The 23,976-nt window shown below is 59.5% G+C and carries 23 protein-coding genes and 1 tRNA gene; 5 read left to right on the forward strand and 19 right to left on the reverse strand.

Annotation, left to right across the window (positions count from 1 at the left end; genetic code table 11):
• Positions 1–32 precede the first annotated feature (32 nt).
• Positions 33–1,049, forward strand: coding sequence for a glycosyltransferase family protein (locus tag ACWUI2_RS20155; RefSeq protein ID WP_486984642.1), 1,017 nt, complete (start codon positions 33–35; stop codon positions 1,047–1,049).
• 34 nt (positions 1,050–1,083) lie between these two features.
• On the forward strand, positions 1,084–1,752 hold the full coding sequence (locus ACWUI2_RS20160) for a NeuD/PglB/VioB family sugar acetyltransferase (RefSeq protein ID WP_486984643.1): 669 nt from the start codon (positions 1,084–1,086) through the stop codon (positions 1,750–1,752).
• Positions 1,753–1,792: 40 nt separating this feature from the next.
• Here ACWUI2_RS20160 and ACWUI2_RS20165 read toward each other — a convergent pair whose 3' ends face one another.
• The 19 genes from ACWUI2_RS20165 to ACWUI2_RS20255 form a co-directional block, all read right to left on the reverse strand.
• Positions 1,793–2,956, reverse strand: a complete 1,164-nt coding sequence (locus ACWUI2_RS20165) for a glycosyltransferase (protein ID WP_486984644.1) — start codon at positions 2,954–2,956, stop codon at positions 1,793–1,795.
• Entirely contained in the window at positions 2,953–4,053 is a 1,101-nt protein-coding gene (locus ACWUI2_RS20170) for a DegT/DnrJ/EryC1/StrS family aminotransferase (RefSeq protein WP_486984645.1), read from the reverse strand. Before ACWUI2_RS20170 ends, ACWUI2_RS20165 begins: the two co-directional genes overlap by 4 nt.
• Positions 4,050–5,039, reverse strand: a complete 990-nt coding sequence (rfaE1, locus tag ACWUI2_RS20175; RefSeq protein ID WP_486984646.1) for a D-glycero-beta-D-manno-heptose-7-phosphate kinase — start codon at positions 5,037–5,039, stop codon at positions 4,050–4,052. The genes ACWUI2_RS20170 and rfaE1 overlap by 4 nt, the downstream gene beginning before the upstream one ends.
• Positions 5,036–5,617, reverse strand: a complete 582-nt coding sequence (locus ACWUI2_RS20180) for a D-sedoheptulose-7-phosphate isomerase (protein ID WP_486984647.1) — start codon at positions 5,615–5,617, stop codon at positions 5,036–5,038. Before ACWUI2_RS20180 ends, rfaE1 begins: the two co-directional genes overlap by 4 nt.
• The gene (gene rfaD, locus ACWUI2_RS20185; protein ID WP_486984648.1) at positions 5,614–6,627 is read right to left on the reverse strand and encodes an ADP-glyceromanno-heptose 6-epimerase; all 1,014 of its coding nucleotides are present in this window, start codon (positions 6,625–6,627) and stop codon (positions 5,614–5,616) included. The genes ACWUI2_RS20180 and rfaD overlap by 4 nt, the downstream gene beginning before the upstream one ends.
• Before the next feature lie 17 nt (positions 6,628–6,644).
• Entirely contained in the window at positions 6,645–7,157 is a 513-nt protein-coding gene (locus ACWUI2_RS20190) for an adenylyltransferase/cytidyltransferase family protein (RefSeq protein WP_486984649.1), read from the reverse strand.
• Between the two features lie 6 nt (positions 7,158–7,163).
• A complete protein-coding gene (locus ACWUI2_RS20195) occupies positions 7,164–7,712 on the reverse strand; it encodes a D-glycero-alpha-D-manno-heptose-1,7-bisphosphate 7-phosphatase (protein ID WP_486984650.1) in 549 nt (182 codons plus the stop codon).
• Between the two features lie 9 nt (positions 7,713–7,721).
• On the reverse strand, positions 7,722–8,654 hold the full coding sequence (locus ACWUI2_RS20200) for a glycosyltransferase family 9 protein (RefSeq protein ID WP_486984651.1): 933 nt from the start codon (positions 8,652–8,654) through the stop codon (positions 7,722–7,724).
• Positions 8,655–8,712: 58 nt separating this feature from the next.
• Complete coding sequence (locus ACWUI2_RS20205; RefSeq protein ID WP_486984652.1) at positions 8,713–9,843, reverse strand: glycosyltransferase family 4 protein; 1,131 nt, start codon at positions 9,841–9,843, stop codon at positions 8,713–8,715.
• Positions 9,840–10,781: a mitochondrial fission ELM1 family protein gene (locus ACWUI2_RS20210; protein WP_486984653.1), complete on the reverse strand. Its 942-nt coding sequence runs from the start codon at positions 10,779–10,781 to the stop codon at positions 9,840–9,842. The genes ACWUI2_RS20205 and ACWUI2_RS20210 overlap by 4 nt, the downstream gene beginning before the upstream one ends.
• A gap of 717 nt (positions 10,782–11,498) precedes the next feature.
• Positions 11,499–13,076, reverse strand: coding sequence for a transposase (locus ACWUI2_RS20215; protein WP_486984654.1), 1,578 nt, complete (start codon positions 13,074–13,076; stop codon positions 11,499–11,501).
• The gene (locus ACWUI2_RS20220) at positions 13,039–14,205 is read right to left on the reverse strand and encodes an IS4 family transposase (protein ID WP_486984655.1); all 1,167 of its coding nucleotides are present in this window, start codon (positions 14,203–14,205) and stop codon (positions 13,039–13,041) included. Before ACWUI2_RS20220 ends, ACWUI2_RS20215 begins: the two co-directional genes overlap by 38 nt.
• A 526-nt stretch (positions 14,206–14,731) precedes the next feature.
• On the reverse strand, positions 14,732–14,920 hold the full coding sequence (locus ACWUI2_RS20225) for an ABC transporter permease (RefSeq protein ID WP_486984656.1): 189 nt from the start codon (positions 14,918–14,920) through the stop codon (positions 14,732–14,734).
• A gap of 209 nt (positions 14,921–15,129) precedes the next feature.
• Positions 15,130–15,219, reverse strand: a tRNA-Ser gene (locus ACWUI2_RS20230).
• 82 nt (positions 15,220–15,301) lie between these two features.
• On the reverse strand, positions 15,302–16,210 hold the full coding sequence (gene metF, locus ACWUI2_RS20235; protein ID WP_486984657.1) for a methylenetetrahydrofolate reductase [NAD(P)H]: 909 nt from the start codon (positions 16,208–16,210) through the stop codon (positions 15,302–15,304).
• A gap of 172 nt (positions 16,211–16,382) precedes the next feature.
• A complete protein-coding gene (locus ACWUI2_RS20240; protein ID WP_486984658.1) occupies positions 16,383–17,453 on the reverse strand; it encodes a M42 family metallopeptidase in 1,071 nt (356 codons plus the stop codon).
• Positions 17,454–18,260: a M48 family metallopeptidase gene (locus tag ACWUI2_RS20245; protein WP_486984659.1), complete on the reverse strand. Its 807-nt coding sequence runs from the start codon at positions 18,258–18,260 to the stop codon at positions 17,454–17,456.
• A gap of 495 nt (positions 18,261–18,755) precedes the next feature.
• Entirely contained in the window at positions 18,756–19,517 is a 762-nt protein-coding gene (hisF, locus tag ACWUI2_RS20250) for an imidazole glycerol phosphate synthase subunit HisF (RefSeq protein ID WP_486984660.1), read from the reverse strand.
• Between the two features lie 10 nt (positions 19,518–19,527).
• Positions 19,528–21,285, reverse strand: a complete 1,758-nt coding sequence (locus tag ACWUI2_RS20255; protein ID WP_486984661.1) for a hypothetical protein — start codon at positions 21,283–21,285, stop codon at positions 19,528–19,530.
• 259 nt (positions 21,286–21,544) lie between these two features.
• On the opposite strand from ACWUI2_RS20255, the gene ACWUI2_RS20260 reads away from it, so the two are divergent.
• Genes ACWUI2_RS20260 through rdgB form a run of 3 tightly spaced genes read left to right on the forward strand, consistent with a single transcriptional unit; the run spans position 21,545 to position 23,931 of the window.
• Entirely contained in the window at positions 21,545–22,180 is a 636-nt protein-coding gene (locus ACWUI2_RS20260) for an MBL fold metallo-hydrolase (RefSeq protein WP_486984662.1), read from the forward strand.
• 4 nt (positions 22,181–22,184) lie between these two features.
• On the forward strand, positions 22,185–23,345 hold the full coding sequence (gene ribD / locus ACWUI2_RS20265; protein WP_486984663.1) for a bifunctional diaminohydroxyphosphoribosylaminopyrimidine deaminase/5-amino-6-(5-phosphoribosylamino)uracil reductase RibD: 1,161 nt from the start codon (positions 22,185–22,187) through the stop codon (positions 23,343–23,345).
• A complete protein-coding gene (gene rdgB / locus ACWUI2_RS20270; RefSeq protein ID WP_486984664.1) occupies positions 23,320–23,931 on the forward strand; it encodes an RdgB/HAM1 family non-canonical purine NTP pyrophosphatase in 612 nt (203 codons plus the stop codon). Before ribD ends, rdgB begins: the two co-directional genes overlap by 26 nt.
• The last annotated feature ends 45 nt before the right edge of the window (positions 23,932–23,976 follow it).

Below are 23,976 nucleotides of genomic sequence, written 5' to 3' on the forward strand. Positions count from 1 at the left end.
TGCAACCGGAGCGGCCGCCACGGTTTGTGTGCATGAAGGTATTGGTGGATGGACCGAGTTGGACGGGGATGTGGTCGGAGATTTCGGCCGAGACATTCGGACGGCTGGGGCATGAAGCCGAGATTTTTCACAATAACCGCAAAACGCTGAAAATGCGGATGTTAAAGCGGGCGAACGATTGGGTTCCCGGGACCCGCGAGCGGTTTTCCTGGGAGGCGTGCAAAATCCGGGAGATGGTGGGTCGGCTCGAACAGGGAGATTTCGACCTCTTGTTTTCAATCCAGGGAAGGCTCGATTCCCGGATGTGTGCGGATTGGAAGAGTCGTTTTCCGAAATTGAAGATCGCGTATTGGCTCGGGGACATTCTGACCCCGAACCAGGAGGCCCGGATCGGCGGGCTGCTCGAAGCCTCACGGCGGGGCTGGCTCGATTTGTTTTTGTGTTCGTATCAAGGGACGGTGGAGTGGCTGGAAAGACGAGGGGTGACCCGGGTGATGTATTGTCCGTTTGGATATTCTCCCGGCTTCCACACCGAGCCGACGGACTCCGCGAAGGAGGAAGATGATGGATACGATGTCAGTTTCGTCGGCACCGCCTACGACAACCGGGCTCGTTTGATCCAGGCTTTAAACGAAGTGTTGGACCGGCCTGTGGCGGTTTTCGGCCGCTCATGGCGAAAGTTCGGCATGAAGTCGTTCGGCGGGTTGACTCTGCCCGAATCGTTGCGGGTCCACCGGAAGTCGAAGATTTCCTTGAACCTGCATCACGAAGGGACCGACCGGGGTTTCAACATGAAGTTTTACGAGATCCCGGCGGTAGGAGGATTCCAGATTTGCGATTTTCAAACCACGCTCGCCGTCACTCCATTGGCCGAGACTCCGTCGTTCGGCGATCAGGACGAGTTGATCGAAAAGATCCGGTATTTTCTGCGGAATGACCGCCAGCGGGATGAATTGCGTCTGCAATTGCAGCGCCGGGTCAAGGAAGAGTGCGACTACGCGGTAGTCTTTGGGAAGATCCTGGAGCGGCTCGGCGCCGTTTCGGTCTGAGGCGGTGGTTCACGCAAATTCAAGGGAAAGAGAAATGGAACGACAGGACATTCTGGTTTTCGGAGGTTCGAGGCACGCGGGGGTGGTGATCGATGCGGCGAGGGCCGGTTCCGTTTATCGGGTGACGGGCGTGCTTGATCCGGCGTTGACGGCGGGCTCGCTTTTCGAAGGGATTCCGGTTTTAGGCGATGAAAAGAGTTTGCCTGACTACATCGCAAATGGGGCTCCGGCCAGGGGAGTGGTGGCGGTCGGCGACAATTGGATCCGGATGCGAATCATGCGGAAGGTGATGGAAATGTATCCGGATTTTGAATTTGTCTCGGTCATTCATCCCATGTCGATCATCGCTGAATCGGCCGAAATCGAACCCGGGGCGGTGGTGCTTGCCGGGGCGGTGGTCGGTCCGTCAACGAAAGTTGGCCGGGGGACGGTGGTTAATAGCGGCGCCGTTCTCGAACACGACTGCCTGCTGGAGGATTTCGCCAGTCTCGGACCTGGCGCGGTGGTCTGTGGAAACGTCACCATTGGGATGGGCGGCATCATTGGTCCCGGGGCCACGGTGATTCAAAAGTTGGCGATCGGGGCTCAGACTTTGGTCGGAGCCGGGGCGGTGGTCGTTCGAAGTTTGCCGGAGAACGTCCTGGCGTATGGCAATCCTGCCAGGATCGTCCGCGAACGCCGTCCCGGCGAACCGTACCTTTAAACGGCGGAAGTTTCCAGACACCAACGACGGCCAGGACCCCTCATCCCGCGCCGGTTCCGATGTGGAGAATCTCGTGCAGGGCGTCGGATAGGTTGGCGAGCCGCGAATTGTTTTTCTGAATAAGTTCTTCGCGCGGCGGCGATGGAATGTTGGACTGGGCTGCTTCGATCATTTGTTCGGCGAGGCCGTCGGCTTGACCGGCGGGGAAGAACCATACGCCGGTTTCCTCCGGGATTTCGCGGTTCACCGGGATATCGGACAGGATGATCGGCACCCCCAAGGCGCGTGCGCTGTAGGCGACCCCGCCGCCCGGGCCGCCTTCGCAAAGCGTTGGTTGAATCACTGAAATCGCCCGACGGAGGAGTCCGATCTGCGCTTGCTTTTCGATGTGACCGGTGAAGTGGACCCGGTTTTCAATCCGCAGTTCCCGAAGCAATTGGCGGAGCTCCGCGAAATACCCGGGGAATCGGTAATCTTCCGTTTTGCCGGTGCAAACCAGGTGGATGTCTCGTGTATCCGGATTATCGAGCATCGCCAGGGCACGAAACGCGGTCGCGTGGTCCTTGTGTTTCCAGAACTGATTGCAGACGATGAAATACCGGTCGGGGATGTTCCATCGGTTTCGGGGATCGCCGGATTCGGCCAGCCAGGACTCCTCCAGGAGAGGGGTGAAGGGCAATGCACTGACCGGCGGTGGCAGCGGGGGATACAACTCCTCGATGTCTCGCATCGTGGCCTGGGAGTTAACCATCAACACCCGCGACCGCTGCACGAGCCAAGTGAAGAGTCGGTCCCGTTCGTCGCATTCACGAGGCGAAAAGAGGTCTGGGAGATGCCGGTGCTGGCAATCGAAAATGTATCCGGCGAATGGATGCGTGATTCCTTGGTCGGCGCACGGGATGACGAGGTCCGGTTGCAATTGATCGAGAGCCCGGTTCGGATCGGAGGCGCCGATCATTCGGAGTCGGGAGGAAAAATCCTGAAACGGCCGGGTGTTCGGGTTCGGGAAGCGACGGGAAAGCCGCTTGAGAAAAAAGCGGCTGTTTTTGACGATGATCCGCGGAAGAAATGACGGAGGATTGGCCCGCAACAGGAGGGTGTATTCATGATCCGGACGATGCAGCAATCCCCGGATCACGAAGTTCAGGAAATCGACGCCGCCTCCCCACGATTCGAGTTTGCCTCCGAGGATGACGATTTTCATTTCGTGAAAAAGGCGCGGATCACCTGGCAAATCTCGTCGAGTTGCGCGTCCGTGAGTCCGGGCCAACTGGGGAGATTGATCCCCCGCCAGCCGATTCGTTCCGCGTGGGGGTGACGCTGGTAGCGGGAGGAATACATCGGCATGGTGTGGATCGGATAAAAGACGGGACGGGTTTCGACTCCTTCTTCCGCGAGTTTCGCCCGCAACGGGTCGCGAAATTCCGGATCTTCCAGGAGGATCGAATTCATCCAGAACGAATGGGTGTAACCATCCGCTTCCCCGTGGGTCGAGAGAGGGAGGCCCGCGAGTGTTTCGCGATAGTGTCCGGCGATTTCCCGTTTGCGGCGGAGGAATCCGTCGAGACGTTCGAGTTGGCCGAGGCCGATCGCGGCGCAGATATTGGTCATCCGGTAGTTATAGCCGATGACGTCGTGCCAATACTCCCGATGTTTGGCGAGTCCCTGGCCTTTCAGGTGGACGACCCGGTCCGCCAAGGTTTCGTCATTGGTGACGACCATGCCGCCTTCGCCGGTGGTGATGGTTTTGTTGCCGAAAAAACTAAACGTGGCGATGTCGGCCTGGGAACCGACATGGTGTTTTCTTTGGTAGGAACCCAAGGCTTCCGCGCAATCTTCGATGAGGAAGAGGCCGCGGGCATCGGCGATCTGCCTCAACGTCGCGATATCGCACGGGTGTCCGTAAAGATGGACCGCGAGAATGGCCCGGGTCCGTTCGGTGATGGCCTTTGCCACGGCGTCGGGGTCGGCCTGCCAGGTCTCTGGCAAGGAGTCGACGAAAACCGGGGTGGCGCCGGTGTATGTGATCGCGTTGACGGGAGCGATGTAATTGAGCGTGGGAACGATCACCTCGTCGCCGGGCCCGATCCCAATGGCCACCAGGGCGAGGTGGAGGGCGACCGTTCCGTTGCAAACGGCGGTGGCGTGGCGGACTCCGATGCGGTTGGCGAAGGTCGATTCGAACTCACCGACGAATCGTCCTTTCGAGGAGATCCAGTTGGTGTCGAGGCATTGGTTGACCAACTCCTTTTCACGCGGTCCGATTTGCGGTTGGTAGATTGGGATTCTGATTGGGTTCATGATTCGGAAACTCGGTCGGATTGGAGAAGTTCGTGGGGGGTGACGGTGGTTGTGCCGACCCGGGAAACGACGAAGCCGGCCGCGCGGTTGGCGAGAGAGGCCGCCTCCACGGGCGACGCTCCGGCGGCGAGGGCGGCGGTCAAGGTGGCGATCACGGTGTCGCCCGCGCCGGAGACATCGAAAACTTCCCGGGCCTCGGTCGGCAAGACCTGTTCGACTTGGCCGCCGCGACAGAGAGCCATCCCGTCGGCCCCGAGAGTGATGACCAGGAGTTCCGGGGCGAACTCCCGGTGGATGCGCCGGCAAGTCTCCTCCAGCGGGTAGGGGTCGCCGAAACTCGGTTCCGGGAGGCCGGCCAATTCGAGGGCTTCGTGACGGTTGGGGGTGATAAGGCCGACTTCGCGGAATGCCAAACGCCGGGCCGGTTTGGGGTCGATTGCGACCATGACCCCCTGGGTCTTGGCGGAGGTCAGGATGGTGTTGACCAAACGTTGGGTGATCGCGCCTTTGGCGTAATCGGACAGAATGACGGCATCTGAGTCGCCGACCGCCGTGTCGATCAATTCCTGTAAGTTCGCTTCAGAGTCGAGATTGTAATGGTCGCGGATGGATTCGTGATCGATACGGCAGACCTGTTGGGTGCGGGCGATCACCCGGGTCTTGACGATAGTCGAACGGTGACCCTCGAGCAGGCAACCGGCAGGGTCGACCCCGGCGGTCTGTAATAGATTGACGAGACGGCGACCGGCCTCGTCTTCGCCTGCGGCACCAATCAATCGGGTGTGGGCGCCGAGGGAGGCGAGGTTGAGGGCGACGTTGGCCGCTCCGCCGGCGGTATGGCTTTCCCGCCGGACGTGGATGATCGGCACGGGTGCCTCGGGAGAGATCCGGCTCACTTCGCCCCAGATGTAGTGGTCGAGCATGATATCGCCCACTACTAAAATACGGCGGGTCGCGATGGCGGAGAGGAGGGCGGGTGTATTCATTCGGATAGGACGGTCCAGTCGGTGGCGTCGATCCCTTCCAGCCATTGGTGAAGGATGAGGGTGTGGACTTCTTGTATCCGGGCGGTGGAGTCACTTGGGACGATGATTTCGTGGTCGCAAAGGCCGCGGGCGCGCCCGCCGTCCCGGCCCGAAACTAAAATTGTGGTCAAGCCCCCGCGGGTGGCCGCTTCGAAGGCCGCGAGGACGTTGGGGCTGTTGCCACTGGTAGTGAATCCGACCAGGACGTCACCGCGGCGTCCCAAGGCGTCGACTCCCCGGGAGAAGACCTGGTCGTATCCATAGTCGTTACAGATGCAGGTGAGGGCGGTGGCGTCGGCGTTTAGGCAAACTGCCGGGAGGGCGCGTCGTTCCAGTCGGTATCGCCCGACCAATTCCTCGGCGAGGTGTAGGGCGTCGGCGGCGCTTCCTCCGTTCCCGCAAGTCAGGAGTTTTCCGCCGGCCAAAATGCTGGCGACAATAGCCTCTCCCGCGCGTTCGACGGCGGGAGCCAAGGTGAGGGAGGCGTGCAACACGGCCTGCAGCGAGGCAACGGAATCGGTAAAGGATGGAGCTGTCATTGGATGGAGTCGCTGAGTTCGGTTTCATCTCCGAGTTTCCGGCCGGGAACCAGGTAACCGAGGACGTAGTCTTTCACCGCTTGGTCGAGTGTGTGCCCCGAGGCGGACCAACCCGATTGACGTAGTCGGGAAATGTCCGCGCAGGTGTAATATTGATATTTACCTCGGAGCACTTCGGGCATGTCGACGAAGTCGATCGCGGCGGGAAGGTCGAGGGCTTCGAAGACCGGAGTCACCAGTTGAATCCATGTCGAGGCGTTTCCTGAACCGAGGTTGAAGAGGCCCGCCGCCCTCGGGGTCGCGGCCAGATGAAGAGTCATTGCCACCGCGTCTTTTACGTAGAGGAAATCCCGCATTTGTTCGCCGTCGGCGTAGTCCGGGTGATGGCTGCGGAAGAGTTGCACGTTGCCGGTGTCACGGATTTGTTGGAAGGCCTTATTCACCACGCTTCTCATGTCTCCTTTGTGGTCTTCGTTCGGTCCGAAAACGTTGAAGTATTTCAGCCCGACGATTCGGTCCAGCCACCCCCGGGAGGCGGCATGGAGATCAAACGCGTGTTTGGAATACCCATACATGTTCAGCGGACGGTAGCGGAGGAGGTCCTCATGTCCGTCATCCATCCCCCGGGATCCGTCGCCGTATGTCGCGGCCGATGAGGCGTAGACGAAGCGTCGGTCGCCGCGGAGGGACCACTCGGCCAAGCGGCGGGTGTATTCGAAATTGTTTTCCATCAGGAAACCGGCGTTTTTCTCGGTGGTGGCGGAACACGCGCCAAGGTGAAAAACGGTGCGGACCGCCCCCAATTCGGAGGAGTCGAGACGCTCCCAAAGTTGGTCGGCGTCGATGTAATTCGCATAGCGCAACGGCGTCAGGTTTTTCCATTTTTCATCGGTGCCGAGGCGGTCGACGAGCAGGATGTTGGAGTAACCTTGGCGGTTGAGCGCCCAGACGAGCGCGCTGCCGATGAAACCGGCGGCGCCGGTGACGAGAATCGGTTCGTTGATGTTCATAGGCTGGGTGTGGCGGTTCAGCGGGAGGATTTTCCGAGGGAATCCGGTTTCATCCGTTCAATTAAGGATGTGGTGGAGCGTCCTTCGACAAACGGGAGGAAGCGGATCTCGACGCCGGCCGCGAGGAGAGCTTCCCGTTCTGAAGAATCGAGGGATTCGAGCGTGTAGTCTCCCGCTTTAGTGTAGATATCCGGACGAATTTCGGCGATTTCAGGCGCCAGACGCGGGCCGGGAAAAACGAAAACGGCATCGACGCAACGGAGGCTGGCCAGCGCGAAGGCCCGGTCGGCTTCGCTGTTCAAGGGGCGGTCGTTTCCTTTCAGGATACGCACGGATTGATCGCTGTTCACCGCGACGATCAGGACGTCGCCGAGTTTGGCCGATTGTTGCAGGTAGGCGAGGTGCCCGCGGTGCAAAAGGTCGAAACAGCCGTTGGTCAATATGACCTTTCGTTTTTCCTCGCGACAGGATCGCCGGAATTCGAGGAGGCGGGGGAAGGAGAGGATGCGGGATTCGGTATCGGAAAACATAATACGTCAGGAGGCGGGAAAAAGATGGTCGATGGCCGCTTCGAAGTTATCAAAAACGGGATATTGGTTTTCCAGTCCGAGAGCACGGAGTTCCCCGCGGAGGTCGTCGAGGCCGGTCGCCACGCCGACTCCGAGTGTCCCGGCGGCATGAGCGGTGGCCAGGTCGGTCCCGCGGTCGCCGATGTAACAGAGTTCGTGCGGATGGAATCCGAAGTCACGGATGATCTCCGCCGCAAAACGGCTGGACGGTTTACGGTATTCTTCGGGCGAATCCGGGTGTTCCGGGGCGATGCATATCCGGGTGAATGGCGACGGGCCGAGATCGAGCAGCTCGATCAGGCGTTGGTTGCAGGCTTCGACCGCGGCGAGCGGAAACCAGCCGCGTCCGACTCCGGATTGGTTGGTGTGCATAAACAAGCTCACCCCCGCCCGGATGGCTTTTTCCAGACCCGCGCGGACGCCTGGCATCAAAGCGACTGAATCGGGTTCGGATAGATACGGCACGTGGGTGATGAGGGTGCCGTCCCGATCGAGAATCAATGCCTTGAGCTTCATTGGCTGAATTCAGGGTTTACGGAAGCGGATCGCCTTCCGGACTTCCTCCACCGTCAAATCGGTGAGATCGTCTTTTTTTAGCCAACCTACATCGGGCCCGGCGGGGAGCATTTTTACCGGATCGGTGACCTTTGACATGAGAACGAGGGTCGGGGCTTGGACGATGGCGGCGATGTGGACGGGACCGGTGTCGTTGCCGACCACTCCGGCTGCCCGCCGGGCGAGGGCGGCGATCTGGCCGATGTCGGTTTTCCCGGCGAGGTTGACGACGTCCGGGGCGACGGCGAGGAGTTCAGTCGCGATCCCGGCTTCGGCCGCGGTGCCAATGACGACGGATCCGAAGCCGTCGTCCTGAAGCCTCAGGGCGAGTTCGCCGTAGCGGTCCGCCGGCCACCGCTTATACGGACGATGCGGAGCGCAGCCCGGGATCAACAGCACGAATGGGTCGGGTAGAGCGAAGTCGTCGAGCGGGCCGTCGAGCCAATCGAGCGCCGCCTCGGGTCCTCGCGGAATCCCGGCGCGCTCCAGCATCTGGCGGTGTTGCTCGGGTACCGACAAGGATTTCCCTCGAAAGTCGGGACGCGGGTGGGAGCACCCTGGCGCTTTTCCGACCCACTCCGGCTTGCGACGGCCCAGGAGGCGGTAATAGAAGCCGGTCCGATCATTGCATTGTAAATCGTAAACGCGTTCGTAGGCGCGTTGGCGCAGTTTTTTTCCCAAGGCGAGCCAAGTGCGGAAATTGTGAATTTTCGGAGCCGGATCGGTCCAGATTTCGTCGAACCAAGGCATCGACCGGGCCAAGGCGGCAAACGGTTTCCGGGTCAGCAAATGAATCTCGGCTTCGGGGTGATGGCGCCGGATCGCTTGGAAACTTTCCATCGCCAGGATGATGTCTCCGAGAGCGCCTAATTTGATTACGAGAATTTTCGAGCGTTTTGCCATCTGTTTGGACCGCGTATTGATTACGAACGGAAAATGCGAAGCCTTGACCGGGATGGGGTCAAGACATTTGCGGCCCGGTCTCATTCTTCCCATGGAGGGTTTGGTAGACTTCCAAGGTGGCGCGGCACATCTCTTCGCGGGTGAATTCCGGGGGAATGGCGGCGGGTCGGCCGCCGGTCCGGAGAACGCGGCGGGTGGCTTCGATCAAGCCATTCAGGTCGCGCGGGAGGACGGCTCCGGCGGGGAAAACCGTTGTGAGTTGCTCGGCGACTCCACCGTGGGCGTAGCCGACCACCGGCTTGCCGATCGCCAAGGATTCAAGGGTGGTTCGTCCAAACGACTCCGGTTTTTGAGAGAGGTTCAAGGTGATGTCGCAGACCGCCATGATCTCGCGGAGGTCGTTTCGGTGCCCCACGAAGGTGATGTCGTTCGCGAGGTCGAGCGACAGGATCTCCTTGTGCAACTCTTCCAGATAACCGCCTTTTTTCTGGTGGACGTCGCCGACGACGAGACCGTGGACCGGTAGACCGTCCGCTTTCAGTCCCGCCACCAAGCGAAAGAAATCGGGATGCCCTTTGAGGCGGGTCACCCGGCCGGGGAGCAAGAGAACCGCTTTCCCTTCTAATTGCGGAAAATCGCGGCGCCATTGCTCGGTCCATTCGGCGTCCGGTTGGAAGCCGGGTCGGATGTCGGTTTGTGGAACGCCTCGGGGAATGACGACGATGCGATCGGCCGGGGTGTCGGGGAAATTTTGGAGGATGTATTCGCGCGCCGCTTGGGAGACTGCGATCACTCGTTCGCCCCGGACCATGATTTTTGAGTAGCGATTAACTGAATGGAAACCATGCAAAGTTGTGACCAACCGAGGCCGGGCCGAAGGAGGAAGTTTTCGCCAGGCCAGCCAGGCAATCCAAGCCGGGACTCGCGAGCGAAGGTGAAGGATATCGGGCGCTTCCTCCCGTAGCAAACGTCGCACGACCGGGATTTGGGCAAGACTGAAGAGATTTTTTCGATGGACCGGTAGTTGGATGTGTCGGGAACCGCCCCGTTCCAAGGCTTCGACGAGACGCCCGCCGTTGGAGACGACGATCGACTCGTGGCCTTCGGCGACCAAATGTTCGGCGATTTCCAATACGCCGCGTTCCACTCCGCCGGCGTTCAACTCGGGCAGCATCTGGATGATTTTCATGGGACGTGACGGCGCGGAAAATCCGGGAAAAAGCGCCGGGCGATGATCTCCGCGCAACGGGCGGCTTCGTCGAAGGTTCGAGCATTGGTCTGCATCGGCGTGGCGGAGGGCGAGGTCGGATCGAATCGTGAAACGAATCCTCCCTCCACCAATTGATCAAGGCCGCGGATCACCCGGGACGAGGTCCTTTTCCGGGGGACGGGAAGGACGCCGGTGATCGCCCCGGCGGTCAGCGATTCGTAGACCATCGAAACACTGTCTTCGGTCACCCATGCCGCTCCGCTCGCCGCGAGTTCGGTGGGCACCCAGTCGGGACCGGTTCGCTCCGCCGGTTCCACCGCGAGGTTTTGGAAGGTCAGCCCCTGCAAAGCCCGGGTGGTTTCCGGTGGGGTCCGGCGTGAGGTGGTCAATTTCCAGTGACGGGTGGGGGAGCGTTCGACGATTTCCCGGACTGCCGCGACGATCGAAGGGCCATCCCAGTCATGATGGGAGGAGGGGCCGCCGATCAACAATACCCCGCGACCGGCCGAATGTTCTCCGCCCGGGCGGATGGGAGTCAACGCCCCGCGAGTCAATTCGACGTTGGCGCCGCCGAGTCCGTCGTGCTCCGGAACCAGGCACAAATCGAAGCGCCGCCGCAACCAAGGGGCCGGAGCCATCAAGACTACCGTTGGAGCTCCGGTGGCCCGCTGCGCCACGAGAAGGGGCCAATGGGTCCGGCGACCGGCCCCCACCAGAAAGTCGGGCGGCGGAAAATCGGCACCTGGCGGAAATCGTTTCCGGATCCAATCGAACGGTCGGACGGTGGCGTTACCACATTGGACGATATGTTCTTGGAGGGGAAAAAGGGATTGGAGCCCGGCGACGAGCCCGCGGGTCTGGTTTTCGTGACCCCGTTTGCCATCGGTAAAGCGCCAGACATGTAAGATTCGTTCCATGGAAAAAGCCGGTTCGAGCTGCCGTCGAAAGGCAAAAACTGCCTCGCGGCCGCTCGGACCGCAAGCCTGAACCCTGTAAGGAACAGCGGGAAGGGTGTAATCAGAAGTGGTGGAATCACCGTCGTGTCATTGCGAGGAGGCTCCGCCGACGAAGCAATCCACGAAACAGCGACCCGCGCCCCTTTTCCCGGAACGTGGATTGCCGCGTCAGTCGTTCCTCCTTCCACGCAATGATAGACGGTTGTCTGTTGTTCCCACCACTTTCAAAAGTGCCCCGGGCTGGCACTCGTTGCCCGTCAGGTTGTTGCTAAATTCGGCGGAGAGGGTGGGATTGCGTCCGCTCCGCGAAGGCCTTCGGACCAGCCTTCGACCGCATTTTCTGCGGCGGAGTCTTGAAACTGACGGAGAGCGCGCCACCAGGATGTGAATCCGTCGAAAAAATCATGACCGTCGGCGTCGCTGCCACGGCTGGGATGGGGGGAGTTTCATCGTGGACTTGTTTAACTAGACTCCATCCGAAAAGGGTTTTTACGAGCGGCGATTGTTTGATTGAAGATGGATGTTTGGTGGATGAGTGGAATCCGGCACCCCCAAAGGCAGTAACCAAACAGTGAATACGGTCCGAATCGTCGTTTTGGAACCAAATTGAGCAGGATCGGTACAGGACCGATCCTCCGTCTTCGACGTTCTTTGTTTGGAATGACGGGGGGACCTCGCTCAAGCGACTTGGCACCGTCGTTTTCGCTTTCGCAGCAGGATCGTCCGACACGCATTGTAGGCCAGGCACTTCTCCAAAAATTCCTCGCGGGCTGCCGCAATGCCTGTCCGGCTGAGTTGGCCGAAGTCGAAGCCATACTTCAGGCAAAACATTAAAGACTCCACGGCCGAACGGCCGGCCCGGGCCAGGCGATACTCCTCCCCGTCCCAGTCCTCGCCAAGGAGCTTCTTTCCCTTCGATCCACTGATGCTGACGATCTCCACTCCCAACTCCCTGACCCGATCATGGCCCTCCCGCGAAGAATAGCCGTCGTCCACGCTGGTCAGGTGCGGTATGACTCCAGTGTTGGCGATCGCTCTTTCCACCATCGGCACCAGGTTGGAGGAATCGGAGGTGTTGCCTGAATCGACCTTCAGCGCGACGACATATCCATTGGCGCTTCGGGCCAATTGCGGCTTGTAGCCGATGACCGGCTGGCGACCTCCCTTTTGGATGTAAGCCGCCGAGCGGTCGTGAACGCTCAAGACGCGCTCGGTCGAAGGAAAGGTTTTTTCTTCGAAAATGCGTTGGCGCATTTGTTCGAGCGACTTCGTGGCGAGGTGCAGACTCTCGACAAACAGATCGACACGCGCTTTGGCCTGTTGGCGCAAGCTGGGCAGGATCCGCCCGTTGTCGAGTCGTTCGTTCCAGCTTGCCTCCACGCGCTTGAACTCGTTATCCGCATGGCAAAGAAGTTTGGCCGCCAACTCAATGAACTCCCGGCAAAACTTCTGGAACTTCTTCTTTTTCTTAGCGTTAAGATTGATTTGAAAAGGCTTTTTCGAGAGCTCTTCGAGGTAGCTCTCCATGCGTCCCGGGCGGATATTTGCCAAACCGAAAAGCTCGAACTTGCGGCCGATCTCATAAAGGCGCCGGGCCAGGACGAAGATGGTCTTGGCATCGGTCGGCCAGCACGAATTGGCCTTGGTCGCGGTACTATCGATCAGGACCTGATCGAAGCTGTCGAGCTCTTCCCGGCTGGCCCGGTTTAACTGGGCGGAAAGGATCGCCTCACGCGTTTCAAGGCTGATCGCATTGAGCAACTCGCTCATGGTCGAACGCCCCGGCAGGCTCAGCCCGCGTCCGACCAGAAAAGCTTCCAGGCTTTTGGACTCGCCCATGAAATCCAGCGCTTCCTTGTTGGTGCAGGAGCCGTGATAGCCGCGCGTCAACAGCAAAACCCCCGCTACCGCGCCAGGCATCCGTGGCCGCCCTTGTTCGAGCACCTCCAGTTTACCCGGCAGTTTCCGGCCCTTGGCATCGAAGCGTGGCGGCGGAAAACTCTCGGGAAGGTTTTCGAGCCCGGCCAACGCACCGTTTTGGCTCTGGAGAAAAAGACGGTCGGCCCGCCGGAGCTTCTTTTTCTCCAAGCCGTGCCGGTCGAGATCGGCCTCGATTTTCACCACCAAATCGCGCCTCGAATCGAATAAATCGGCACTTTCGGCCAAGAACTCGCTGAAATCCGTGCTCGCGGCGTAATAAAAGTTCACTAGCGTCCAGTTAAAAGTCCTTGAATACCAGTTGGTTCGAAATATCATTCGCGGGTTTTTCGTTATTATAGTTTGCAAATAGCTGATTCATAGGGGTCTTCTGAAATACGTTGACGCTCAAGATTTGTAGAATTCGGCTGAGACTTTCATCGAGTCCATGGACCTTATTGAGACAGGCCACCATGAGGTAGACGCACGTGGCGATCCATATCTGGGTGCGCACCGCGTTGTCACTGGTTCCGTAGAATGCTTTTATTCGAAGATTCTGCTTGATCCATTTGAAGAAGAGTTCGATCCGCCAGCGGCTCTTGTAAATCGCGGCGATGGTTAACGCAGGCAACGTTAAATTGTTTGTAAGGAATGTCAGGCGCTTGTTTGTTTCGGTATCGAAATAAGAAATACGGCGAAGGCGGTCAGGGTAATCCCGTTTTCCCTTTTTCGTCCGCAAGACGATCACTTGATCGCATCTGAGACCAGTGGATTTATCAACCTGCCGAGATTCACACACGGTGAATCGGGTATTGGATTTACTGCGAATAACGAAGAATGCACCAGCCAGATGGATACGGAAAAGGCGGGCGAAATCCAGGTAGGCACGATCAAAAACATAGATGCTTCCCTCCTCAAATGCCATGCGATCGAGAAAGTTGACGTCATGAATTGATCCATCGGTAATGCTGATGAACACAGGGATCGAGCCGGCAAGATCGATCTGGGTATGCAGCTTGATCGCCGCCTTCGTTCTTCTGAACTTCGCCCACGGGAAAATAGAAAGGCACAGGTCGATAGTCGAGGCGTCAACCGCGTAAACCATCTCATCCATCTCCAAGCCGTTCGGCTCGTTGACGTAAAGGCGGCGCGCCTTACGAATGAGAATTTGGCCGAGCGCTTCATAAATTCGCCAATCCCGAAACTCGTTCGCGTAAGCAATGTTGGTTCGGGTGATGTTGCCCCGAATTCCCATGGCGTAGAGATGTTGACTGTTACGTAAACAAGCTTCGATATCACGCAATCCTTCGCGAAATGTGATCTGCGCAAATGCCATTGCCAGGAATTGGTCACGTGCGCTCATTCCCCGACTCTGGCGAGGCATCGGGTAGAGAGCAACGCAACGCTCAAACTGCTCGCGGTGCAGCGTATCCATTACTTGGGTGAAAATGAGACGGCCTTCGTTCATGAGGCCAGTCTCAATAAGCCCGCCCCGAACACCAGACCAAGCTTCAAATGCGTCACAACAAACTCACCTCTTTAGATCATGAAAATCCGTTACTTACAAATCCGAGGTGGCCCCTTAGCTGGACGCTAGTGATAAAAGTTATTGAAACAGGGCGTGAAATGTGCAGGATTGCCGTTGGCCTCAGTTGTTGAACTATGGTTAGGTTTAGTCATTTAACCACAACAGCTTGAGGCCGCTTGTATTTCAAGCTTAAATACGGTTAATATTCCCGTTTTCCTGGCCGATTTTCGATAGCCAATCACCTTTTCGGACACGCTCTAACTAGGTCCCGTCCGAAAAGGGTTTGCGGCGACCGGACCGGCCTGGAAACACACCCCACCGCTCTAGCGAGCGGTCCCCCCTCTCAAGAGGGGATCTTTTTGTAAGCCATTCCCCTCTTGAGAGGGGGGACCATGCGCGAGCATGGTGGGGTGTGTCCCCGCTGGTTTCAACCAAGCGAACGCCCGAAACCCTTTTCGGATACCCTCTAACTATGGAGAGTCCGCGGGTCAGCCCACTGGCTCGGAAGGCTGGAGCGAATACGACTTTTCCCAATGAAGGAAAATCGCGACCGCGAGTCCGCGCTGCCGACGATCATCGCCATGACCACTATTTGGTAGCGGATCGCCAGCAGGGGATCGATTCCGGCGATGATCTGGCCAATGGGGAAGCGCATGGCCACGCCGACCGGGGTGTCGGCGTTTTGGAACCGCGTCTCCGAATGGTGACCACCGCACCGATTTCGTGGAATGGGACGATTATCCCAGTCTGACTTAGACTAACTGAGACTGGACCCAGTCGATTATGAGAGGCAGGATCGAAAGGTCAGGAATGCGCCAAAGGCGCAGGGCTTGTAAGTCGCTGTGCCTTAGCTGTTTGATAGAATGGCGGAGAGGGTGGGATTCGAACCCACGGTACCGTTTCCGGCACACCTGATTTCGAGTCAGGCACATTCGTCCACTCTGCCACCTCTCCGGATCAGGAAAGAGGGATCTTCGATGAGTTTTTTCCGCTTTTCAAACGTTAATTCGGAAAAAAACGTCGTCATTCCGTTGGGTCAGGATCCGACGGGATCGTGCGAGGTCTTCGCGAGGGCTTCGGCCAGGGCCAGGGCGGGCTTGGCCCGGTTCAAGATGTAGAGATGATAACCGGGAGCGCCGCGGGCCAGCAGATCCTCGATCTGTCGACTGGCCCAGTCGATTCCGATCGCTATCACTTGCTCCGGATCGTCCTGCGCCGCATCGAGCCGCTCGGTGAGGCCCGCGGGCAGGGTCGCTCCACACATTTGGGTGAAGCGTTGGATTTGTTTGTAGGACAAAACCGGCATGATGCCGGGGATGATCGGAATGGTGATTCCGGCGGCGCGGGATCGATCGACGAAATCAAAGTAGGTTTCGTTGTCGAAAAAAAGCTGCGTGGTTACGAAATCCGCGCCGTTGTCGACTTTGGTTTTCAGGTGGCGGATATCGGTCGCAAGGTCGGATGCTTCGGGGTGTTTCTCCGGATAACCGCCGACCCCGATGCAGATTTCGGGATGGGTTTCTTTCAGCAATGCGACCAGGTCGGAACCGTAACGCAGGCCGTCCTTCTCTGGAATGAAAGTCGTTTCGCCTTTGGGTGGGTCTCCCCGGAGGGCCATGATATTGCGGAAGCCATCGGCGTGAAATTGGTCGACGGTTTCGGCGATTTCCCGGCGGTTGGCGCCAACGCAGGTGAGGTGCGGCATCACGAGCAATCCGAGATCGTCCTTGAGAAAGCGGGCGGCCCGGGCGGTCCGTTCGCGGGTGCTGCCGCCCGCCCCGTAAGTGATCGAGACAAAATCCGGATCGAGATCGAGCAGGCGCCGGGCCGTCGCGCAAAATTGATCCCACCCCGGCTCGTCTTTGGGGGGGAAGAATTCAATCGAGCGGACCGGTTTGCCGGTTTGAAGAAGATCCGAAATCCTGCCGTTAATTATCATTCCCATCAAAGTATGCCGATATGTTGATGAGTAAAGCTAAAACAGGGGATGGATGTGAAAGGAATTTCGCCGGAGTCCGATCGGGAGTTTTTGCTTCAGGCGAAACCGTCGGCCCAAGCGAACGTGCGAAAAACCCGTTCGTCCAACAACCGCGGCTGAAGCGCGCGGCTCCGGTGCCTTACCAGTGACCGTATTCGCCCTTTTTCAGGGAGCGGCTGAAGGCGACGAGGAGGCGGACGGTATTTTCGACGTCGTTTAAATCGACCAGTTCGCTGGGCGTATGCATGTAGCGGAGCGGGACTGAGAGCAGACCGGTGGCGATGCCGCCGCGGGCGATTTGAATGGCGCGCGCGTCGGTACCGGTCGGTCGGGGGTCTGCTTCCAGTTGGTACGGGATCTCCTCCTGTTCGGCGCAGTCGATCAGGCGTCTAAAAACGATCGGGTTGATGTTGGCGCCGCGGCAGATGATCGGTCCGGCTCCGAGCTTCGTTTCGCCGTATTTGCGTTGGTCGCAATCGGGGTGATCGGTGGCGTGGCCGACATCGACGGCGATCGCGAGGTGGGGGTTGACCGAATAGCCGGTGGTGACGGCTCCGCGGGTGCCAATCTCCTCCTGCGTGGTGGCGACGGAGACGATTTTGGCCTGGAAGTTCTTCTCGGCGGAAAGCCGGAGCAAGGTTTCGCCGACGATGTAGGCGCCGCTTTTGTTGTCGAAGGCCCGGGCGACGCCGACGTTGCCCCGGATGAGTTCGAAGCTTTGATCGTAGGTGGCGACGTCGCCGATTTGGATCAGTTCGAGGGCTTCTTTCTTGTCGCGGACGCCTATGTCGATCCACATTTCGTGGATTTGCGGCACCTTTTCGCGGTCTTTTTGATCCCTCAAATGGATGGCGCGTTTGCCGGTGACGCCTTTGATTACGCCGTGGCGGGTCTGAATGCTGACCCGACGGCCGGAGATGACGGTGCGGTCGTGTCCGCCGATGGTGTCAAAGTAGAGGAAGCCGTCCTTGTTGACGTAGGTGATGATCAACCCCAGTTCGTCGATGTGTCCGGCCAGCATTAAAACAGGATCACCGGAAGGATTCAGGGTGGCGATTCGATTGCCGAGGGCGTCTTTCCGGTAGTCGTCGGCGGCGGGTTCGACGTAACGGTCGAAGACGGCTTGGGCTTCGGTTTCGTAGCCGGAGGGAGACCGGGCGTTGAGGAGATCGACGAGAAAGTCGGGCGCGTGGGAGTCGTTATCGTTCATTCAGCGGTTGTTTCGGATGGCGCGTTCGTATTCCTCCATGGCGCGGGGCATCATGGCGTGGAGGTTGGCGATTCGTTGTTCGTCGCTGGGGTGGGTGGAAAGAAAGGCGGGAGGACGGCCGTGGCCCGCGGCGGCCTCGCTCATCCGTTGCCAGAAGGTGATCGCCTCGCGGGGGTCGTAACCGGCGCGGGCGGCGTAGAGGATGCCAATTTCGTCGGCTTCGGTCTCGGCCCGCCGGGAGTAGGGGAGCTCGATGCCGATGGTGGCGCCGAGGCCGTACGCGACCATGATTGCTTGACGGGTTTGGGCGTCCTGGTCGCGGGCGGCGACGTCGATGCCGATGCCGACGGCGGACAACGCCATGGCGCGGGACATCCGTTCCGCTCCGTGGCGGGCGGTGGCGTGGGCGACCTCGTGGCCCATGACGGCGGCGAGACGGTCGTCGGTGTCGGCGATGCGAAGGATTCCGGTGTAAATACCGATTTTGCCGCCGGGGAGGGCAAAGGCGTTCAGGGTGTCATCCCCCTCGAAAACGACAAACTCCCATTGCGCGTCCGGAAGGTGTTCCGCGGCTTGGGCGGCGATCCGTTGTCCGACGCGGGTGACCATGGCGTTGGCTTCGGGGTCGGTGGAAATGCGTTCCCCGGCCTTGATTTGACTGAAGGCTTCGGCGCCGAGGGCCATTTCCTGACCGATCGGCATCAGCATCAATTGAGTGCGGCCGGTTTCGGGGACGGTGTGGCAGCCGGACAAAAAGATTCCCGCGGCTGCGAGCAGACCGGTCAAACAGCTAACTGTGTTTTTCATAGAAACTTAGGTTACAAAGTGGATGTGAGCTTGTCAGGCTATTTCTCGTAAAAGGTGCGATAAGAAAAGCCGGTTCTCAACTGGAGAGGAAGATTTCAGGAGAAGGGAATCCGGGGAGGGGGGGAAACGGAACGAGTGGTCGTGTCAATTCGCCGTGTTTTACTCCGCCGGGGACAACGCGATCCGGGAAATGTGGCGGCAAAGCCAAGCGGAGCCAACCCGACTAATCTTCTTATGAACTTCACTGTTCATGCGGGTTGGAGGGCGATCAGGTTTTCGCGCGAAGCGCTTTGGAGTGCGGTGCGTCCCCGCATCGCTTTCGAATGGCCAACGACAACCGTAGGCCCGGCAGCCCTTCGACTGCCGGAGCTCTTCCGCACGCTCGAAAGCTCCGCGGGGACGCGGAGCACCAAAGAGGCTCCGCCTCGGAAACCAAGTTTCATTCTATGTTGTTCCCCGGGCGCAGCCCGGATTCTTGCTCTTGAGGCGATCAGGTCAGAGGCGGACCGGGATCGATTCGGAGGCGAGGTAGTTTTTGACTTGAGGGATGGTGTAGGTGCCGAAATGGAAAAGGGAGGCGGCGAGGACGGCGCTGGCCTGGGCGTCGCGGAGGACGTCCCGGAAGTGTTCGAGTTTGCCGGCGCCGCCGGAGGCGATGACCGGCACGGTGACCGCTTCGCCGACCCGACGGGTCAGTTCGAGGTCGTAGCCGGCGAGGGTGCCGTCGGCGTCCATGCTGGTGAGGAGGATTTCCCCGGCGCCGAGGGAGACCACTTCGCGGGCCCAGGAAATGGCGTCGAGTTCGGTCGGATTCCGGCCGCCGTGGGTGTAGACGCGCCAGCGATCTTCGCCCGGTTCCCGTTTGGCGTCGATCGCCACCACGATGCATTGGTTGCCAAACTTGCGGGCGGAGTCGCGGACGAGCTCGGGTTGCAGGATGGCGGCGGTGTTGAGGCTGACTTTGTCGGCCCCGGCGTTGAGCATCTGGCGGATGTTCTCGACGGAACGGAGGCCGCCGCCGACGGTGAGCGGCATGAAACATTCGGAAGCGGTTTCGCTGACCACCCGATGCATGATTTCCCGTTCGTCGCTGGAGGCGGTGATGTCGAGAAACACCAGTTCGTCGGCACCCTGTTCCTGGTAGGCTTTGGCGCAGGCGACCGGGTCGCCCGCGTCGCGGAGTTCCCGGAAGCGGACCCCTTTGACGACGCGTCCCGCCGTGACATCCAGGCAAGGGATGATGCGTCTGGAGAGCATCGGTTCGCGGTTATTCCACGCGTTGGACGTCGGGATCGAAGCTGACCACCAACTTGTAAACCTGCCCGACCCGCATGTTGAGCGGATGGTCGCGGCGGAGGTGCTGGAGGTAATGGATCTTCCCGTAAGGCGAGCGGTAGGCGGCGTTGTCGGAGACCACTTCGGTTTCCTGCCAGCTCGCTTGGAAGTCGTCCTTGATCACTTCACAACCGAGGCCTTGCGGTCCGAGGGTCAGTGTGCTCGCCGCGTGATAACGGCTATGCGGAGCGCCGATGACCAGCGCGTAGTGCATTTTCTCCAACTGAATGTTGTTCTTCACCGTGAAGGAGAACTCGCTGACGATCTTCTTGCCGGTGAAGGTCCAGCTGACTTTGCAGCTGCCGATGCCTGGAATGATTTGGCGATCCTTGGTGATCAGTTCCGGTTGTTCGTAGCGGAGGTAGAAGGAGTTGCGCGGACCGAGGCCGGTAACGCAACGTTTTCCGTAGAACGCGGGGATGAAGGCCTGCTTGTTGATCGTCAACTCCGGGATCATGATCGGCAGGTAGGCTTCCACCGGCCATTCGAAGATCCCCGGGCAGTGCGGGAACGGAAGGTCGTCGGAATTGATCTTTCCGGGATAGGCGCCGACCAGCGGGAGCTGAAACTGGAGTCCGGATTCGGCGTCGCGGTAAAGGTAGAGCCCTTGTTCCTTGCGGTTGGCTTTGTCGAAGATGACGAAACGACCGCCGGTTTGAACCGGTTGCGGTTTGGTGACGGCCGGAGCGTTGATGGTCGTCGCGAGGCGGGACCATTGACTGAGGTAGCGGGCGCCGTCGAAATTGGCCATCCGGGTGGTGTGACGTTCGACGGTATTGCGTTCGTCGTCGCGGATCACCAGGTAGCCGTGCTCTTGATCGAGGTAGGTGGTGAAGAAGCAGACGAACAAACGGCGGAGGACGTCGAAATACTTCGGTTGCTGGTCGCCAACGATCCAGCCGTCGCGGAAGGCTTGGAGGAGGAGGCTGATGCAATGCATCTGGCCGTAGGCGCCGATGGCGCTTCCGTAGGCCCAACCGAGGCCATCCTGGCGGGCCATGTCCGGCAGCATCCGGATGTATTTTTCGGCATGGGTCCGGAGGCTGGGGAGTTTCCGCTCGCGCAAGTTGAGATTGGCGTGGAGCTGGAGCGATTGGCGGATGAAGACGAAGGTCAGGATCCCGTAGATGTTGAAGGCGCCGCCGAGGCCCGCGGGTGCGTCGTCGACGAATCCATGGGAGCTGTGCTCGGAGATCCGTTCGAGGAAGCGGTCGATCAACTTGCCGGTTTCGTCCTTCTTGGAGAGCCCCATGCTGTAGCGGGCGACCGATTTGGCTACGTTGAACGCCTGCCAGTGGTTGTCGTAATCGCTTCGGGCGAGCAAGAGTTTGTCGAGGCGCTCGCGGGTCGGTTCGACCAGGCGCTCCCAAACGGGATTGCGTTCCTTCGACGGGCCGAAGGAGAGGAGGGCCAGCGCGGCGTAGGCGAGGCCGTTTTCCGCCGGAGGATCGCGGAAGGCTTGCGCAGTGATCAGGCGGGCCGCCAGGTCGATCAGATCGTGGCCCTCGAGAGTGGTCTCGTTGGTGGCGCGATAAAACTCGCCGATGGCCAAGGCGGCATGGCCGGATTCGTCCACTCGTGGATCTTCGCCCTCCACCGGTGTGATCGATCCATCCGGATTGATGGAGGAGAGATTGTGGCCCAGCATGGAGCGGGCCATATCCAAACACTGCTCAGAAAAACTCTGCATGTAAACGGTTAGACGGTTTTACGACGAAAAAAGAAGGTTGTCGGGGACGGAACGGAGCTTGTCAACGACTTATCGGCAAATCCACGCAGAATTCGCGCGGAATTCGAGATTTCGGGTGGTCCGGGGACGACGAAGGTTCAGAATTTCGATACGTCCGGCGATCGGTCGCGCGGCCAAGGGGCGGGATTTCGGGCGTGGTGGAGATCGGGAATGAAAGCGATCTTGTCAAAGGGAAGCGGAGGTTGCATCTTGTCTTGAGATGTTAATCCGGACGCTGACCACAGGGCCACTCGAAACCAACGCTTATCTTTTGACCGATCCTGGGAGCCATGATGCTCTTCTGGTGGATTGTCCGGAAGGTTCATTTGAAGAGGTCCGGAAGTTGCTCGAAGGGACGTCGACGCGGGTGACCGCGATCCTTCTCACCCATGGTCATTGGGACCATACCTACGATCTGGCGGCTTTCCAGCGGACCGGCGCGTTGGTGCACGCCCATCCGCTCGACCAGGGGTTGATTGAACATCCCGAAGTGATGACTGCGTTGATGCCGGGCGACCTCCACGTGGAGCCGGCCCGGATCGACGTGCCGATCCATGACGGCACGGAATTGTCCTGGTGGGGAAAGCGGGTCGAGGTGCGACATGTTCCAGGGCATTGTCCGGGCAATGTTCTCTTTTATTTCCAGGAGCCGGGAGCGGCGTTCGTCGGCGACGCGATTTTCGCCGGCAGCATCGGGCGTTATGACTTTCCCGGGTGCAGCTTCGCCGACCTGGAGCGCTCGATCAAGACCCGGATATACACCTTGCCGGATGCGACCGCCTTGTATCCGGGGCATGGGCCTTCGACCTGGGTCGCGGTGGAGAAGAAAGACAACCCATACGTCCGGGGAGATTGACCAAGTGAACGATTCCGAGAAGAAGGGATTCATGCGGCGGGCGTTGACCCTGGCCGAGCAGGGTTGGGGGAAAACGCATCCGAATCCGATGGTTGGGGCGGTGATCGTCGAGGAGGGCCGGATCGTCGCCGAAGGGTTTCATGCACAGGCGGGCGGGGATCATGCGGAAGTCGCGGCGTTGAAGCGTCTCGGCCGTCGGCCCGCCGCCGGGGCGACATTATTCGTCACTTTGGAACCATGTTCGACGGAAGGTCGCACGGGGGCTTGTACTGAAGCGATCCTGGAGGCGGGTATCCAACAGGTGGTGGCGGGGGCTTCCGATCCGAATCCAGCTCATTGTGGAAAAGGTTTCACCCTGTTGCGTCAGAATGGGGTGAGCGTGGAGGAAGGGGTTCTGCAAGAAGAATGCGCTGATTTGAATCTCGTATTCAATTACTGGATCACACGTGGCCGGAGTTTCTTTGCCGGTAAGGTAGCCACTACGCTCGACGGGAAGATCGCGTGTCGGACCGGGGCCTCCAAGTGGATCACCGGGGAGGTGGCCCGCCAGGACGTGATGCGGTGGCGCCGATTGTTTCCGGCGATCGGAGTGGGGACGAACACGGTGTTAAAGGATGAACCCCGTTTGACCAGCCGGGTCGAGGGCGAGGAGGAGTGGTGTCCGGTCCGTTTTGTTTTCGACGGATTGTTGCGGACGGCCCACCAGAAGGATTTGCCGTCGGTGTACACCGACGATTATCGCGACCGGACGATCGTAGTGACGACGGAGCATGCGGGCACCGGTTATGTGCGACGGTTGAACCAGGAAGGGTTGAAGGTCTGGTGTTTCCCGGCGAAGATGCCGCGGGTGCCGTTCGAGCTCTTCCGGGAACGTTGCACGGCGGAAGGCATTGTCGGCGTCTATTTCGAGGGAGGATCGCAATTGTTGAGCGAGATGATGCAAAATCGTCAGTTGGATTATCTCTTCTGTTATCGGGCTCCGATGTTCTTCGCTGACGATAAGGCGAAACCGGTCCTGCGGGGATTGCGGACGGAGCGGATCGACCAGGCGGTGCGCTTGAAGGAAGTGAAACATACCTTTTTGGCGGATGATCAGCTGATGCGCGGGATGATGAGTTATCCGGAGAAGATGAGCGTCGATGAGATTATTTTTAGCCACGGGTAACGCCCATAAAGTCGGCGAGTTCGCCCGGTTGTTCGCGGAGGCGGGAGTGGCCGTCACGGTTCATTCGGCCAAGGAGGCGGGGGGCATGCCCGAGGTGGAGGAGAACGCCGTCGATTTCGCGGGTAATGCGCGGATCAAGGCGGAGGCGCTGCGGGCGCGAATTCCGCTGGATGGGTGGGTTTTGGCGGACGACAGCGGTCTGGAAGTCGAGGCGCTCGGGGGTCAGCCCGGGGTTCGTTCCGCCCGGTATGCCGGACCGGGGGCGACGGATGCGGCGAATCGCGCGAAACTTTTGGAGCGAATGCGGGAAATCCCGGCAAATGGGCGCCGGGCTCGGTTCGTTTGCGCCCTTTGTTTGTTGGGTCCCGCCGGGGAGGAGCGGATGTTTGAGGGGATTTGCCCGGGGCGGATTGTGACGGAGGAGCGGGGCGGCGAGGGATTCGGTTATGATCCGTTATTCGTCGCCGACGGCTTCGATCGGACGTTTGCCGAAGTTGACGGTGGGGAGAAGGACCGGGTGAGCCACCGGGGCCGGGCGTTGAGGGCCTTGGCGGAGTGGTTGCGGCGTTCGCGGCACGGAGATTGATTTTTCTACCGCGACTGGATGTCGCCGACGGGCGCCCGCGAAAAG

It is taken from the genome of Verruconatronum alginivorum, assembly GCF_056590205.1.

Coding starts and splice junctions, on each gene's coding strand:
- ACWUI2_RS20190 (WP_486984649.1), bottom strand. CDS start 7,157: ATGTTTTCCGATACCGAATCCCGCATCCTCTCCTTCCCCCGCCTCCTC.
- ACWUI2_RS20220 (WP_486984655.1), bottom strand. CDS start 14,205: ATGAACGAAGGCCGTCTCATTTTCACCCAAGTAATGGATACGCTGCAC.
- ACWUI2_RS20225 (WP_486984656.1), bottom strand. CDS start 14,920: ATGCGCTTCCCCATTGGCCAGATCATCGCCGGAATCGATCCCCTGCTG.
- ACWUI2_RS20215 (WP_486984654.1), bottom strand. CDS start 13,076: ATGATATTTCGAACCAACTGGTATTCAAGGACTTTTAACTGGACGCTA.
- ACWUI2_RS20195 (WP_486984650.1), bottom strand. CDS start 7,712: ATGAAGCTCAAGGCATTGATTCTCGATCGGGACGGCACCCTCATCACC.
- rfaD (WP_486984648.1), bottom strand. CDS start 6,627: ATGAACATCAACGAACCGATTCTCGTCACCGGCGCCGCCGGTTTCATC.
- ACWUI2_RS20205 (WP_486984652.1), bottom strand. CDS start 9,843: ATGAAAATCATCCAGATGCTGCCCGAGTTGAACGCCGGCGGAGTGGAA.
- ACWUI2_RS20200 (WP_486984651.1), bottom strand. CDS start 8,654: ATGGCAAAACGCTCGAAAATTCTCGTAATCAAATTAGGCGCTCTCGGA.
- metF (WP_486984657.1), bottom strand. CDS start 16,210: ATGGGAATGATAATTAACGGCAGGATTTCGGATCTTCTTCAAACCGGC.
- ACWUI2_RS20165 (WP_486984644.1), bottom strand. CDS start 2,956: ATGAAAATCGTCATCCTCGGAGGCAAACTCGAATCGTGGGGAGGCGGC.
- hisF (WP_486984660.1), bottom strand. CDS start 19,517: ATGCTCTCCAGACGCATCATCCCTTGCCTGGATGTCACGGCGGGACGC.
- rdgB (WP_486984664.1), top strand. CDS start 23,320: ATGAGATTATTTTTAGCCACGGGTAACGCCCATAAAGTCGGCGAGTTC.
- ACWUI2_RS20260 (WP_486984662.1), top strand. CDS start 21,545: ATGTTAATCCGGACGCTGACCACAGGGCCACTCGAAACCAACGCTTAT.
- ACWUI2_RS20160 (WP_486984643.1), top strand. CDS start 1,084: ATGGAACGACAGGACATTCTGGTTTTCGGAGGTTCGAGGCACGCGGGG.
- ACWUI2_RS20245 (WP_486984659.1), bottom strand. CDS start 18,260: ATGAAAAACACAGTTAGCTGTTTGACCGGTCTGCTCGCAGCCGCGGGA.
- ACWUI2_RS20255 (WP_486984661.1), bottom strand. CDS start 21,285: ATGCAGAGTTTTTCTGAGCAGTGTTTGGATATGGCCCGCTCCATGCTG.
- rfaE1 (WP_486984646.1), bottom strand. CDS start 5,039: ATGAATACACCCGCCCTCCTCTCCGCCATCGCGACCCGCCGTATTTTA.
- ACWUI2_RS20180 (WP_486984647.1), bottom strand. CDS start 5,617: ATGACAGCTCCATCCTTTACCGATTCCGTTGCCTCGCTGCAGGCCGTG.
- ACWUI2_RS20240 (WP_486984658.1), bottom strand. CDS start 17,453: ATGAACGATAACGACTCCCACGCGCCCGACTTTCTCGTCGATCTCCTC.
- ACWUI2_RS20155 (WP_486984642.1), top strand. CDS start 33: ATGAAGGTATTGGTGGATGGACCGAGTTGGACGGGGATGTGGTCGGAG.
- ACWUI2_RS20210 (WP_486984653.1), bottom strand. CDS start 10,781: ATGGAACGAATCTTACATGTCTGGCGCTTTACCGATGGCAAACGGGGT.
- ACWUI2_RS20170 (WP_486984645.1), bottom strand. CDS start 4,053: ATGAACCCAATCAGAATCCCAATCTACCAACCGCAAATCGGACCGCGT.